Source organism: Croceibacterium salegens (assembly GCF_009827435.1).
GTDB lineage: Bacteria > Pseudomonadota > Alphaproteobacteria > Sphingomonadales > Sphingomonadaceae > Croceibacterium_B > Croceibacterium_B salegens.
This window is the reverse complement of the sequence record NZ_WTYM01000020.1, coordinates 1-12,530: the sequence shown is the minus strand read 5'-3', so window position 1 is coordinate 12,530 and position 12,530 is coordinate 1. Positions and strand designations below refer to the sequence as shown.

At 65.3% G+C, this 12,530-nt stretch carries 16 protein-coding genes; all 16 read right to left on the bottom strand.

What is annotated here, in order from left to right; genetic code table 11:
- Positions 1-434 precede the first annotated feature (434 nt).
- Complete coding sequence (gene grxD / locus GRI89_RS00235) at positions 435-764, bottom strand: Grx4 family monothiol glutaredoxin (protein WP_159791269.1); 330 nt, start codon at positions 762-764, stop codon at positions 435-437.
- A 36-nt stretch (positions 765-800) separates the two neighbouring features.
- The gene (locus GRI89_RS00230) at positions 801-1,034 is read right to left on the bottom strand and encodes a BolA family protein (protein ID WP_159791268.1); all 234 of its coding nucleotides are present in this window, start codon (positions 1,032-1,034) and stop codon (positions 801-803) included.
- Between the two features lie 8 nt (positions 1,035-1,042).
- Positions 1,043-1,366, bottom strand: coding sequence for a DUF1476 domain-containing protein (locus GRI89_RS00225; protein WP_159791267.1), 324 nt, complete (start codon positions 1,364-1,366; stop codon positions 1,043-1,045).
- Between the two features lie 54 nt (positions 1,367-1,420).
- Entirely contained in the window at positions 1,421-2,023 is a 603-nt protein-coding gene (gene leuD, locus GRI89_RS00220; RefSeq protein WP_159791266.1) for a 3-isopropylmalate dehydratase small subunit, read from the bottom strand.
- Complete coding sequence (locus tag GRI89_RS00215) at positions 2,023-2,184, bottom strand: LPXTG cell wall anchor domain-containing protein (RefSeq protein ID WP_159791265.1); 162 nt, start codon at positions 2,182-2,184, stop codon at positions 2,023-2,025. The genes leuD and GRI89_RS00215 overlap by 1 nt, the downstream gene beginning before the upstream one ends.
- Before the next feature lie 39 nt (positions 2,185-2,223).
- The gene (locus tag GRI89_RS00210; RefSeq protein WP_328597999.1) at positions 2,224-2,715 is read right to left on the bottom strand and encodes a DNA-deoxyinosine glycosylase; all 492 of its coding nucleotides are present in this window, start codon (positions 2,713-2,715) and stop codon (positions 2,224-2,226) included.
- A 130-nt stretch (positions 2,716-2,845) separates the two neighbouring features.
- Positions 2,846-5,182 carry a polyribonucleotide nucleotidyltransferase gene (gene pnp, locus GRI89_RS00205; protein WP_159791264.1) on the bottom strand — a complete coding sequence of 779 codons (2,337 nt, stop codon included), beginning with the start codon at positions 5,180-5,182 and terminating at the stop codon, positions 2,846-2,848.
- A 226-nt stretch (positions 5,183-5,408) separates the two neighbouring features.
- Positions 5,409-5,678 (bottom strand): 30S ribosomal protein S15, encoded by a 270-nt coding sequence (rpsO, locus tag GRI89_RS00200; protein ID WP_159791263.1) that lies wholly within the window; start codon positions 5,676-5,678, stop codon positions 5,409-5,411.
- A gap of 5 nt (positions 5,679-5,683) precedes the next feature.
- Positions 5,684-6,685, bottom strand: a complete 1,002-nt coding sequence (gene truB, locus GRI89_RS00195; protein ID WP_407924955.1) for a tRNA pseudouridine(55) synthase TruB — start codon at positions 6,683-6,685, stop codon at positions 5,684-5,686.
- The gene (locus tag GRI89_RS00190) at positions 6,673-7,173 is read right to left on the bottom strand and encodes a DUF2239 family protein (RefSeq protein WP_159791262.1); all 501 of its coding nucleotides are present in this window, start codon (positions 7,171-7,173) and stop codon (positions 6,673-6,675) included. The genes truB and GRI89_RS00190 overlap by 13 nt, the downstream gene beginning before the upstream one ends.
- Positions 7,174-7,240: 67 nt before the next feature.
- Entirely contained in the window at positions 7,241-7,960 is a 720-nt protein-coding gene (locus GRI89_RS00185) for a site-2 protease family protein (RefSeq protein WP_159791261.1), read from the bottom strand.
- A 24-nt stretch (positions 7,961-7,984) separates the two neighbouring features.
- Positions 7,985-8,563 carry a thymidine kinase gene (locus GRI89_RS00180; protein ID WP_159791260.1) on the bottom strand — a complete coding sequence of 193 codons (579 nt, stop codon included), beginning with the start codon at positions 8,561-8,563 and terminating at the stop codon, positions 7,985-7,987.
- A 29-nt stretch (positions 8,564-8,592) separates the two neighbouring features.
- Entirely contained in the window at positions 8,593-8,967 is a 375-nt protein-coding gene (locus tag GRI89_RS00175) for a hypothetical protein (RefSeq protein ID WP_159791259.1), read from the bottom strand.
- A 76-nt stretch (positions 8,968-9,043) separates the two neighbouring features.
- Positions 9,044-9,439, bottom strand: coding sequence for a 30S ribosome-binding factor RbfA (rbfA, locus tag GRI89_RS00170; protein ID WP_159791258.1), 396 nt, complete (start codon positions 9,437-9,439; stop codon positions 9,044-9,046).
- 19 nt (positions 9,440-9,458) lie between these two features.
- Positions 9,459-9,989 (bottom strand): DUF1697 domain-containing protein, encoded by a 531-nt coding sequence (locus GRI89_RS00165; RefSeq protein ID WP_159791257.1) that lies wholly within the window; start codon positions 9,987-9,989, stop codon positions 9,459-9,461.
- Between the two features lie 143 nt (positions 9,990-10,132).
- The coding region (infB, locus tag GRI89_RS00160) for a translation initiation factor IF-2 (protein ID WP_159791256.1) at positions 10,133-12,530 on the bottom strand (2,398 nt) is incomplete at its 5' end.

Sequence of the window (12,530 nt, the reverse complement as noted above, 5' to 3'; positions counted from 1 at the left end):
AGGTTTCGCCAACCATCGTCTCCCGCAGGAATGCGCGGTTCGACAAAACTGGCACGGGGTGTGCAACAGGAAGGATACCCAACCAAGTCTTCGAACGAGGCGGGGCCTCTGTTACGGTCCCCCCTAGTCTCCAGGTCCCGCCTCCCCGAAGATTGGGTAATCACTACATCGCTGGGAAGAGCGCCGAGATCGGGACTCTTGTCTTTCGCACGCGCCTCCGCGCGCGCAACCTCGGTGCCGTTCCCTTCGCCTTCGGCTGCGGGGCACCTGCGGGCGGCCGTTCGGCCTTGCGGTCCACTGGTCGCGGACCGTTTCACACTGTTCCGCTACATGTTTTCCTGGTCGCGGCAGCCAAAGCGCGAACGCGCGCCCGCGGCGGGGCAGCTTGCTGCCCGTCCAGCGAGGACGAGCGGCCGGATGGCCGCTCGAAACGATCAAGAGGCCTTGGCGACCGCCTTTTCCTGCAGCAGCGCCTGCAGTTCGCCGGCTTCGTACATCTCCATCATGATGTCGCTGCCGCCGACGAATTCGCCCTTTACGTAGAGCTGCGGGATGGTCGGCCAGTCGGAGAACGACTTAATGCCCTGGCGGATCTCCATGTCCTGCAGCACGTCGACGCTGTCGTAGGCGACGCCGCAGTGGTCGAGGATCGCTACCGCACGGCTCGAGAAGCCGCATTGCGGAAACAGGGGAGTGCCCTTCATGAACAGGACGACGTCGTTGCCCTGGACGATCTGGGAAATGCGTTGGTTGGTATCGGACATGAAAACTTGACCCCGGGATTTGGCTCTTACGCGAACTCAGTTGGGGACGGCCGTGGTCAGTTGCAAGGCGTGCAGTTCGCCGCCCATGCGGCCACCGAGCGCGCTGTAGACCATCTTGTGCTGCATCACCCGGCTCTTGCCGACGAACGCCTCGCTGACGACGTGTGCGGCGAAGTGGTCGCCATCGCCCGCGAGGTCGCGGATCTCGACCCGGGCATCGGGCAGGGCAGCCTTGATCAGGGCCTCGATTTCCGCCGCAGGCATCGCCATGGCGAGGCCTAGCTCTCGCTCATCAGCTGGCGACGCGCCTCGACGGCCTTTTCCTCGAGCATGGAGCGCACTTCGGCTTCGTCGATCTCGCAGCCGGCGCTGGTCAGGTCGCCGAACACCTTGCGGATGACGTCCTCGTCACCGGCTTCCTCGAAATCGGCCTGGACCACTTCCTTGGCATAGGCGTCGGTCTCTTCGGGCGTCAGGCCCATCTTGTCCGCGGCCCACTGGCCGAGCAACTTGTTGCGCCGCGCCGCGACGCGGAACGCGGTTTCCTCGTCCATCGCGAACTTGCGTTCCTCGCCCTTCTCGCGGTCGCTGAAATCGGTCATTTGAGATACCTTCCCCGGTAAGCTGTATCGAATTCGCGTTAGCCCCAGCGCCGGTCAGGCCGCAAGGCCCGTTCCGCGCGCCACCCAGGGCAATTCGCCCTTCTGGTGCTGTTCGTAGGCTTCGATGGCATCGGCGCTTTGCAGCGTGATGTCCACATCGTCCTTGCCTTCGACCAGGCAGTGCTTGCGAAACGGGTCCATCTCGAAGCTCCAGCGGTCCTGAAACGGCGTGGTCACGGTCTGGGTTTCGAGATCGATGGTAATCGGGTCGGTGACCGCGACTTCCATCAGCCGGTCGATTGCGTCCTGCGGCAGGACCACGGTGACGATGCCGTTCTTATAAGCATTGCCGGCGAAGATGTCGGAGAAGCTCGGGGCGATAACCGCTGTCACGCCCATGTCGAGCAGGGCCCAGGCGGCGTGCTCGCGGCTTGATCCGCAACCGAAATTGTCGCCAGCGACGATGATCGGCGCGCCGGCATATTCGGGATCGTCGAACACGTTGCCCGGTTCGGCCCGCACCGCCTGGAAGGCGCCTTTGCCGAGCCCCTCGCGCGTCACCGTCTTGAGGAAGGCGGCGGGGATTATGAGGTCGGTGTCGACGTTCTTGCGGCCCAGCGGATAGGCGCGGCCTTCGACCTGCTTGACGGCTTTCATCAATCGGTCTCCGGCGGCTCGCCCGAGGGGATCGGGCCCGGCTGGGTCGGCTCGTTCTTCTTCTTGCGGCGCGAGGCGTAGAGCATCGCGGCGGCAATGGCGGCCGAGCCGATAGCACCGGCGATCGCCGCCTTGCCGCCAGTAGGAATGCGCTTGGTCATGGCCGGTTAGTGGGGTGCGGCAAGGCGCGAAGCAAGGGGTCAGGCGATGAATTCACCTATTGCACGCCACAGCCTGAGTTTCTCGGCGAACGGCATGGCGGCGTAGGCGGGGCTGGAGGAGGGCAGAGGGAGCAGCGCCAAGTCCGTCCCCGCCAGCAGCGCCCGCCCGATCTTTGCCGAAGTCGCCCCGTTGAACGCCACGGCTCGCAGTTCGGGCAACGTGGCGACGAGGTCGGCCAGCGAATTATGCTGCACCTCGCGGAGTGCAGCATCGAGACTGCCCTCGCGTGTCGCCGAGGCGACGGTGTCCCACAGGCCAATGCGGTTGCGGAGCAGCGTTTCGAGCCGCGCTTCGTAATCGAGCGCTTCAAGATCGCGGCCGATCACCTCACCTACGAGCCGCCAGAAGCGGTTCTGCGGATGTGCGTAATATCGGCCCTCGGCCAGCGACCGCTCGCCCGGCAAGCTGCCGAGGATCAGCACGCGCGTGTTTAGCGCGACGACCGGGGCGAAAGAGGACTTGCGGGTCACGCGACCGGCTTACCGCAGGTTCGCCTTGAGCCAAAAAATCGGGCCGCGGGTGCATTGCCCGCGGCCCTCCTCTCCAACTCGGAGAAAGAAAACCCCGCGAACCGATCGGTACGCGGGGTCTCCCTCAATTTCAGTCGTCGTCCTTGAGGAACGCCGGCATGTGGTCGGGGTCGCCCCCTTCCGACTTGGGACCACGGTCGTCGCGGTCACGGCCACGATCGTTCCTGGGTCCGCGGTCGCCACGGTCGCGGCGCGGGCCACGATCTCCGCGGTCACCGCGGTCGCCGCGCCCACCGCCATCACGACGCGGGCCACGGTCACCACGGTCGCCGCGATCACCACGCGGTTCGCGCGGCGGACGGGTGTCCTCCAGCTCCTCGCCGGTTTCCTGGTCGACGACGCGCATCGACAGGCGGACCTTGCCGCGCGGATCGATCTCGAGGACCTTGACCTTGACTTCCTGGCCTTCCGATACGACGTCCGTCGGCTTTTCGACCCGCTCGTTCTTCATTTCGGAGACGTGGACGAGGCCGTCCTTGCCACCCATGAAGTTCACGAACGCACCGAAGTCGACGATGTTGACGACCTTGCCGGTGTAGATCTTGCCGACTTCGGCTTCCTCGACGATGCCTTCGATCCACTTGCGCGCGGCTTCGATCTGGCTGAGGTCCGAAGACGAGATCTTGATCACGCCTTCGTCGTCGATGTCGACCTTCGCGCCGGTCTCGGCGACGATCTCGCGGATCACCTTGCCGCCGGTGCCGATGACGTCGCGGATCTTCGACTTGTCGATCTGCATGGTCTCGATGCGCGGGGCGTGGGCCGAGAGCTCGGAACGGGCAGAACCTAGCGCCTTGGTCATCTCGCCCAGGATATGGGCGCGGCCGCCCTTTGCCTGCTCGAGCGCCTTGGCCATGATTTCCTTGGTGATCCCGGCGATCTTGATGTCCATCTGCAGGCTGGTGATGCCCGCTTCGGTGCCGGCCACCTTGAAGTCCATGTCGCCGAGGTGATCCTCGTCGCCGAGGATGTCGGAGAGGACCGCAAAGTCCTTGCCTTCGAGGATCAGGCCCATGGCGATACCGGAAACCGGGCGCTCGATCGGAACGCCGGCGTCCATCATCGACAGGCAGCCGCCGCACACGGTCGCCATCGAGCTCGAGCCGTTGGACTCGGTGATGTCGGACAGGATGCGGATGGTGTAGGGGAAGTCGTCATGCTTCGGCAGCACCGGGTGCAGCGCGCGCCATGCCAGCTTGCCGTGGCCGATCTCGCGACGCCCGGGGGCGCCGAAACGGCCGACTTCACCGACCGAGTAGGGCGGGAAGTTATAGTGCAGCATGAAGTTCGAGTAGGAGAGACCCTCCAGCCCGTCGATCATCTGCTCGCTGTCCTTGGTGCCCAGCGTGGTGGTGCAGATCGCCTGCGTCTCGCCGCGGGTGAACAGCGCCGAACCGTGGGTGCGCGGCAGGAAGCCGACGATCGATTCGATCGGGCGGACCTGGTCGAGCTTGCGGCCGTCGATGCGGGCGCCGTCCTTGAGGATCGCGGTGCGGACGATGTCCGCCTCGATCTTCTTGGTCAGCTTGTTGGCGGTCATGCTGGTCTGGCCATCGGCCTGGGCATAGTGTTCCTTGACCTTGGCGCGGGCGGCGTTGAGAGCTTCCGAGCGGGCCGACTTGTCGGTCAGCTTGTAGGCCGCGGCAACGTCGTCGCCGATCAGCTTCTTGATCTCGGCCTTCATTTCCGAATTGTCGGAAACGGTCAGTTCCCACGGATCCTTCGCAGCCTTTTCGGCCAGCTTGATGATCGCGCCGACGACGTCCTTGCAGGCGTCATGCGCGAACATGACCGCGCCGAGCATCTCTTCTTCGGTCAGTTCCTTGGCTTCGGATTCGACCATCATCACCGCGTCCTGGGTGGCGGCGACGACGAGGTCGAGGCGGCCTTCTTCCAGCGCAGTGGTCTGCTTCGGGTTGAGGACGTATTCGCCATCGACGAAGCCGACGCGGCAGCCGCCGATCGGGCCCATGAAGGGCACGCCGGAAATGGTCAGGGCCGCAGAGGCGGCGACCATCGCGACGATATCGGCCTCGGTCTCGCCGTCATACGACAGGACCTGGCAGATCACGTTGATCTCGTTGTAGAACCCTTCCGGGAACAGCGGGCGGATCGGGCGGTCGATCAGGCGGCTGGTGAGCGTTTCCTTCTCGGTCGCACCGCGTTCACGCTTGAAGAAGCCGCCCGGGATGCGCCCGGCGGCAGAGAACTTTTCCTGGTAGTGGACGGTGAGCGGGAAGAAGTCCTGGCCTTCCTTCACCGACTTGGCGGCCGTGACGGCGCACAGCACTACGGTTTCGCCATAGGTCGCCAGCACGGCGCCATCGGCCTGGCGGGCAATACGCCCGGTTTCCAGAGTGAGGGTCTTGCCGCCCCACTCCAGCGATACGGTTTTCGTGTCGAACATTATTTTTCCTTCGTGAACCCGCCGGGCCGTATTGCCGGGCGGGGCCTCAGTGCCGGGTATTCCGTCCCGGTCCGGTGCGGGGCCTTTCTTAGCCCCAGGGCCCCTTCACCGAATTGTGAAGGATGCCTGTTTGGGTCGGATCGCGAACCCGAATGCCGGGTTCCAATTTTCGTGCGATCCTTCCAGATGCAAGAAGCGGCCCGCGAGGGGCCGCTCCGCAAAATTCTTACTTACGAAGCCCAAGCTTCTGGATCAGTGCGTTGTAGCGCTCGACGTCCTTCTTCTTGAGGTAGGCGAGCAGGCTGCGGCGCTTGTTGACCATCATCAGGAGGCCGCGACGCGAATGGTTGTCCTTGTGGTGATCCTTGAAGTGATCGGTCAGGTTGCGGATGCGCTCGGTGAGGATCGCGACCTGGACTTCGGGAGATCCGGTGTCGCCCTTGGCCTGGGCGTTGTCCTTGATGATCTCTTGCTTCTTTTCGGCGGTAACCGACATTCATATTACTCCGCGGTATCGGGCAGGTTGAAACCCCTGACGACCTTCGCCGTCCCGTCCGAAACCTCTACCAGCGCCACGGGGACATTTCGGTCCTTGGCGAGATGGAGCCCATCGGGTTGGGGCAATCCGGAAACGACACGGCCCTGTCGGACCGCCTGCACGCTTTCCGGGTCGAGGGAGAGGGCCGGGATACCGTCCAGCCCCGCCTCAAGCGGCAGGAGTATGTCTTCAAGGCGCGCGCCCTTACCGATTGCGTTCAGTTTGTCCAGCGAAATCGCTTGATTCTCGGTGAACGGCCCGGCCTTGGTGCGCCGTAAGTAGATCACGTGCCCGACGGTTCCAAGAGCGTGTGCGATATCCCGTGCGAGGGAGCGGATGTAGGTGCCCTTGGAGACATTTGCGACAAGCGTGACCGCATCGGCGAGTTCGAGCGGGGCACTGGGGTCGAACGGGTCGGGACGGCCCGCTGTGTTGGCGAAGGAGGATTCGAGCGGCTTATGCGAACCCTCGTCTCCAAGAACCGAAAACGAGTGGATGGTCACGCTGCGGGTCTCGAGGTTCACGTCCTCCCCGGAGCGGGCGAGGTCATAGGCACGGCGGCCATCGATCTTGAGCGCGGAATACTTCGGCGGGACCTGTTCGATCGGGCCGGTGAAGTGTTCGAGGATCGCTTCGACTGCAGCCAGCGGCGGGCGGCGGTCGCTGGTCGCAATCACTTGGCCTTCGGCATCGAGCGTATCGGTCTCGCTGCCGAATTCAACGGTGAAGACGTAGGTCTTGTCGGAATCGAGCATCCGCCCAGCGAGCTTGGTCGCCTCGCCGAGCGCGATCGGCAGGACGCCCTCTGCTTCCGGGTCGAGCGTGCCGCCGTGGCCGATCTTGGTCTTTGGGTATCCGCCTTCGCGCAGGTTGCGCTTCACCGCGGCCACCGCCTGGGTCGAGCCGAGGCCGCGCGGCTTGTCGAGGACGATCCACCCGTTGGGAGCTGTGGTCACGCGGGGAATGCCAGTTCGCGGCCGTGCAGCCGGATCGCCTCGGGCCAGTCATGGGCGAAGTGATCGTAGCCGACCGGGTTGCCGGCATAGATTTCGCGCACCGCGTCCTCGAATTTCGGCAGGTCGCCGGCCATGACGGTGAGGAAGCGAAAGGCGGCATCGTGGCATTGGGCCGCCAGGCGTCCTTGCTTCATCGCCGTCTCCACAAGCTTGCGTAGCGAGGCCGAGGCGCCGCCACGCTGGCTGGCGAGCCAATCCCAGTGGCGCGGCAGGAGAGTGACTTCCTTGGCCACCACACCCAATGCCGGGCGACCTCGCGGGCGGGTGTTGTCCGCCACCGCGCGCAGGTCGACATCGACTTGCCGCCCGGTCTCGTCGTCGAAGGCCAGGAGGTCCGACGCACGCTCCGGCGGAGGGACGGCGTGCATCGCCGCGGCAATTTCCGCTTCGCTCCCGCGCCTGAGCACCGCGCCCTTGTAGAATGCCGTCAACGTCATGCCGTTCGTCCTTTCGCCGGACCCATTATTACCCGGGTGGAAAGGAGTCAATATCGCCCGGGTAAAATTATCGTCCGGCAATCGACTGGGCGAGTGTGAGGTACTTGGTAATGGCCCAGTCGACCGGCCCACCGATGGTATTTTCGAGCAGGCCGACCTGCGGGGCGAACCAGCTTATCGCGACGAGGGCGAAGAACAGCAGCAGGCCATAAGGCCGCAACCGCTCGTAAGCACGGGCGAGGCGCTCGGGCAGCAGGCCCTCGACGATGTGCGAGCCGTCGAACGGTGGGAACGGCAGCAGGTTGAAAATCGCCAGGAAGACGTTGATCAGGATGAAGAAGAACATCCCGCTGGCGAACAGCGCCGGGGAATTGTCGCCACAGACGATCATCGGCATCCCGGTCTCCGAGGCCCCGAGATGGCCACCCGCAGGTACCACCAGACCAAGCACGATTGCGGCCACGGCTGCCAGGATCAGGTTGGTGCCCGGTCCGGCCGCCGCCACCGCCATCATCCCGAAGTGCGGGTTGTTGAGCCGCTCCTTCGTGACCGGCACCGGCTTGGCCCAGCCGAACACCGGCGCACCCGACAGCGCGAGGAGGCCGGGCAGGATCACCGTGCCGAACGGATCGACGTGGCGCAGCGGGTTGAGGCTAAGGCGGCGGCGTTCCTTCGCCGTAGGGTCGCCCAGCGCCAGCGCCATCCAGCCGTGCGCCACTTCGTGGAAGACAATGGCGAAGACCAGCGCCGGAATAAGAGCGAGTGCTGTGAAGAGAGTTTCGTTCATTTCCGCTAGATAAGGAGCATGCGGTCACCCCGCCAGCGCCTCGCGGAAATGTTTCCGGCACAGCGCCACGTAGCGGTCGTTGCCGCCGATTTCGGTCTGCGCGCCTTGCCGCACTCCCTTGCCGCTTTCGTCGACGCGCAGGTTCATCGTTGCCTTGCTGCCGCAGTGGCAAACCGCCTTGAGCTCGACGAGGTGATCGGCGATCCCGAGCAGCACCGCCGAACCGGGGAACAGGTCGCCACGGAAGTCGGCCCTCAGGCCGTAGCAGAGCACCGGAACGCCAGCCTCGTCGGCCAGCCGCGCGCATTGCCAGACCTGGTCGGCCATGAGGAATTGCGCCTCGTCGATCAGCACGCAGGCAAGCGGCGCCTCCTCGTGCTGCACCATCGTTTCGCGGTAAAGGTTGGTCCCCGGGGTGAAGCGCCGTGCGTCCGCTTCGAGGCCGATGCGGCTGGCGATTGGCAGTCCCTCGCTGCGGTTGTCGAGCGCGGCGGTCCACAGCATGGTCGCCATGCCGCGCTCGCGATAGTTGAAGTCGGCCTGCAGCAGGGTGGTCGATTTCCCCGCGTTCATGCTCGCGTAGTAAAAATAGAGTTTCGCCATCGGCGCCCCAGCTAGCGCCGGGCGTTTGATCAGTCGAGCGTGATCGGGCTGTGCGAATCCACCTGCGGCGGGGCGACCGATTTGCGGATCGAATTTATCGCGCATGTCCGCAGAGTTCCATTCGATACCTTGATCGTCGAGGACTTATCGATCTGCCCGTTCACGTCGGCCTCGAAATAGGCCTGGCTGATGTAATCGAAGCCCCTCAGGCAGCCGTCGTTGAGACCGAGACGGAACCAGTTGTTTTCGCGATCCCGGACGAACATCACATCGCCGTTGCCACGATGGAATTCTTTGATGACGCCGGCCCTGATCACCGTCTCGTCATCGGAAACTCCCGCCAGTGGCTGCGCTGCAAGAGGCGCGGCAAGAACGAGAGTGGCGAATGCGAGAAGGATCTTCATTGCATGTCTCCGGTCGAATGTCGGCGAAAGATACCATCATCGCCACATGCCGTGAACAGGCTCTGAATTGCTGCCTTCAATCCCCGTCGAGATCGCGGGCCACGCGAGGATCGTCGAGCAGGCGTTCGATCCGGTCGGCTTCGTCGAAGCTCTCGTCGGGCTTGAACTGCAGCTTGGGCGCGAACTTGAGGCCGAGGCGCTTGGCGACCTCGCGCTGGAAGAAGGCGGTGTTGGTGCGCAGCGCCTTGAGCACTGCCGCCTCGTCCTCGCCGAGCAACGGCTTCACGTAGGCGCTGGCGTTGCGCAGGTCGGGGGTCATGCGGACCTCGGTGACCGAAACGGCGTGCGCGGTCAGCGTCTCGTCGTGAGCCTCGCCGCGGGCGAGCAGCTCCGACAGGATGTGCCGCACCCGCTCGCCGACCTTGAGGACGCGGACCGATTGCTGTTCGGGAGTGGACGGGTTGCGGGCCATGGGCGCACAGGTGGGGCGCTCAGCCCATCTTGTCCAGTATCCGCCGCAGCGAGTTAATGTTGCGAGCGGTGGCGCGCCCGCCGACCCTGGCCTTGCTCATCGCCTGGCCGAGCTTGGAATCCGCCACCCCGCCGCAGAAATCGACGAAGATCTCGCGCACGGCGCAAGCGAGCCGCTCGGGACCGGCATAGCCCGCGGCGAAATCCTCGAATGCTTTGGTGTCGAACGGCTCGGCGAGGAACAGTGTGTGCACCTGCTTGGGCTCGCCGTCCTCGGCGAAAGGGTTGCCGGAAATCGAGGCGGCGAGTTCGTCGCGGCTGCGCACCGCGGCGAAGGTGTCGAAGCCGAAGCGGTCCCTCACGACGTAGGCGATCTTCTCGCCCAATCCGTCGCTCGGGCGCTCGTCATGGTCGAACAGCACGTTGCCGCTCGCCACCACGGTCTCGACGTTCTCGAAATCCTCGCGCTCGAGCGCCTCGCGCAGGTCGGCCATCTTGAGCCGGTTGCCACCGACGTTGATCGAACCGAGCAGGGCGACGTAGCGGGTCATTCAAACTCCACCCCCTCCCGCAAGCGGGAGGGGCAGCGAGACTTGGCACCCCGGACTTGCTCCGGGGGGCCTAGTCGCAGCGGGGTGGCCGTCGCCGGCCCATGCCCACCCCCGACCCCTCCCGTTTACGGGAGGGGAGACGATCACAGCGTCCGTTCGCGTTCCTCGACCTCGAACACCTCGAGCATGTCGCCCGCCTTGATGTCGTTGGTGTCGGCCAGCACGACGCCGCATTCGAGGCCGGCGCGGACTTCGTCCACGTCGTCCTTGAAGCGCCGTAGCGAGGCGATGGTGGTCGCCGATACGATGACGTCGTCGCGCGTGAGACGGGCGAACAGGGCTTTGCGGATCGAACCTTCGGTGACGAGCAGGCCCGCCGCCTTGTCGCGCTTGCCCGCCGGGAAGACCTGCTTGACCTCGGCGCGTCCGACGACGTTCTCGATGCGCAGCGGCCCGAGCACGCCGGCCATCTCCTTCCCGATTTCCTCGGTCAGGTGATAGATCACGTCGTAGTACATCATGCGCGTCTTGTTGCGCTCGACCAGTTCGCGCGCCTTGGGGTTCGGACGCACGTTGAAGCCGATGATCGGCGCGCCGCTGGCGGCGGCGAGCGTCACGTCGCTTTCGGTGATGGCGCCGACGCCCGAGTGCAGCACGCGGACCTTGATCTCGTCGTTCGAGAGGTTGTGCAGCGCGGTCACGATCGCTTCGGCCGAGCCCTGCACGTCCGCCTTCACCACGACCGGGAATTCCTTCACGTCGTTGGTCAGGCCGGCGAACATGGTGTCGAAGTTGGTCGGGGCGAGCGCGGTGCGCTTTTCGGTCGCCTTTTCCTGGCGATAGGCCGCGACTTCGCGAGCGCGCTGTTCGTTCTCGACGACCGTAAGCTGGTCGCCCGCCTGCGGCACACCGCCGAGGCCGAGGACCTCGACCGGGAAGGCCGGACCGGCTTCCTTGACCTGCTTGCCCTTGTCGTCGACCAGCGCGCGCACACGGCCGCTCTCGGTACCGACGACGAAGGTGTCGCCGCGCTTGAGCGTACCGCGGGTGACGAGCACGGTGGCGACCGGCCCACGGCCCTTGTCGAGCTGCGCCTCGATCACGGTCGCCTCGGCGTCGCGATCGGGGTTGGCCTTGAGTTCGAGCAGTTCGGCCTGGAGCTCGATCTTGTCGATCAGTTCGTCGAGCCCGGCCTTGGTCTTGGCCGAGACTTCGACATCCTGCACGTCGCCGCTCATCGCCTCGACGATGACTTCGTGTTCGAGCAGGCGCTCGCGCACCTTCTGGGCGTTGTATTCCGGCTTGTCGGCCTTGGTGATCGCAACGATCATCGGCACGCCGGCGGCCTTGGTGTGATTGATGGCCTCGATCGTCTGCGGCATGATCGCATCGTCGCCGGCCACCACCAGGATCACGATGTCGGTCACGTTGGCGCCGCGGGCGCGCATTTGCGTGAACGCCTCGTGGCCCGGGGTGTCGAGGAAGGTGATCTTCTTCTTGTCCTTGGTGGTGATCTGGTAGGCGCCGATGTGCTGGGTGATGCCGCCGGCTTCGCCCTTGACCACGTCGGTTCCGCGCAGTGCGTCGAGCAGGCTGGTCTTGCCGTGATCGACGTGGCCCATGATCGTGACGACCGGCGGGCGCGGCTGCAGGGTCTCTTCCGGATCGGTATCGGTCGAGCTGTCGATGTCGACGTCGCTCTCCGACACGCGCTGGATGTTGTGGCCGAATTCCTCGACCAGCAGCTCGGCGGTGTCCTGGTCGATCGTCTGGTTGACGGTGACCATCATGCCCATGTTGAACAGCGCCTTCACCAAGTCGGCGCCCTTTTCGGCCATGCGGTTGGCCAGCTCCTGGACGGTGATCGCTTCCGGCACCACGACGTCGCGGACCTGCTTCTCGCGCGGCTTGTTGGAGCTTCCGCCGTGCAGGCGGCGTTCCTTTTCGCGGGCGCGCTTGAGCGCGGCGAGCGAACGGGCGCGGGCGCCCTCGTCGTCGTTGAAAGCGGTCTTGACCGAGAGCTTGCCGCCGCGGCGCTTGTCGCCGCGATCGGCGCCGCCGCCGCGTGTTTCGGTCTTCGCCGCCTTCTTGTCTTCGCGCTTCTTGGGCTCGGGCCGCTTGACCTCGGGCCGGGCGACGGGCGTGAAGCGGCGCGGGGCCGGAGTGGCGCCATCGGCCGGAGCCTCGGCTTCGCTCGCTTCGCCTTCGGTAGGCGCTTCGGCCTCGGCCACAGGCGCGGGCTCGACTTCGGCAGCCTCTGCGGCTTGCGCTTCGGCTTCCGCTTCCGCTTCCGCTTCGGCCTTGCGGTTCACCTCGGCGCGGCGCTTTTCGTCGCTGGCGGCCTTGCGAGCCTCTTCCTCTTCACGCTTGCGCGCTTCCTCGGCCAGGCGGAGGCGTTCTTCCTCGGCCTCGCGCTGCAGGCGGGCGACCCGCTCTTGCGGCGTTTCGGCGGCTGCGGAAGGAGCCTTCTTGGGCGGAGCCTTCTTCGGCTCGGGGGCCGGTGCGGGCGCGGGTGCGGCGACCGGCGCGGGCGTGGGGGCG

What these genes read in the sequence shown, in the direction of transcription:
- grxD (WP_159791269.1), bottom strand. Translation starts at nt 764, where the DNA reads ATGTCCGATACCAACCAACGCATTTCCCAGATCGTCCAGGGCAACGAC.
- GRI89_RS00230 (WP_159791268.1), bottom strand. Translation starts at nt 1,034, where the DNA reads ATGGCGATGCCTGCGGCGGAAATCGAGGCCCTGATCAAGGCTGCCCTG.
- GRI89_RS00225 (WP_159791267.1), bottom strand. Translation starts at nt 1,366, where the DNA reads ATGACCGATTTCAGCGACCGCGAGAAGGGCGAGGAACGCAAGTTCGCG.
- leuD (WP_159791266.1), bottom strand. Translation starts at nt 2,023, where the DNA reads ATGAAAGCCGTCAAGCAGGTCGAAGGCCGCGCCTATCCGCTGGGCCGC.
- GRI89_RS00215 (WP_159791265.1), bottom strand. Translation starts at nt 2,184, where the DNA reads ATGACCAAGCGCATTCCTACTGGCGGCAAGGCGGCGATCGCCGGTGCT.
- pnp (WP_159791264.1), bottom strand. Translation starts at nt 5,182, where the DNA reads ATGTTCGACACGAAAACCGTATCGCTGGAGTGGGGCGGCAAGACCCTC.
- rpsO (WP_159791263.1), bottom strand. Translation starts at nt 5,678, where the DNA reads ATGTCGGTTACCGCCGAAAAGAAGCAAGAGATCATCAAGGACAACGCC.
- GRI89_RS00190 (WP_159791262.1), bottom strand. Translation starts at nt 7,173, where the DNA reads ATGACGTTGACGGCATTCTACAAGGGCGCGGTGCTCAGGCGCGGGAGC.
- GRI89_RS00185 (WP_159791261.1), bottom strand. Translation starts at nt 7,960, where the DNA reads ATGAACGAAACTCTCTTCACAGCACTCGCTCTTATTCCGGCGCTGGTC.
- GRI89_RS00180 (WP_159791260.1), bottom strand. Translation starts at nt 8,563, where the DNA reads ATGGCGAAACTCTATTTTTACTACGCGAGCATGAACGCGGGGAAATCG.
- GRI89_RS00175 (WP_159791259.1), bottom strand. Translation starts at nt 8,967, where the DNA reads ATGAAGATCCTTCTCGCATTCGCCACTCTCGTTCTTGCCGCGCCTCTT.
- rbfA (WP_159791258.1), bottom strand. Translation starts at nt 9,439, where the DNA reads ATGGCCCGCAACCCGTCCACTCCCGAACAGCAATCGGTCCGCGTCCTC.
- GRI89_RS00165 (WP_159791257.1), bottom strand. Translation starts at nt 9,989, where the DNA reads ATGACCCGCTACGTCGCCCTGCTCGGTTCGATCAACGTCGGTGGCAAC.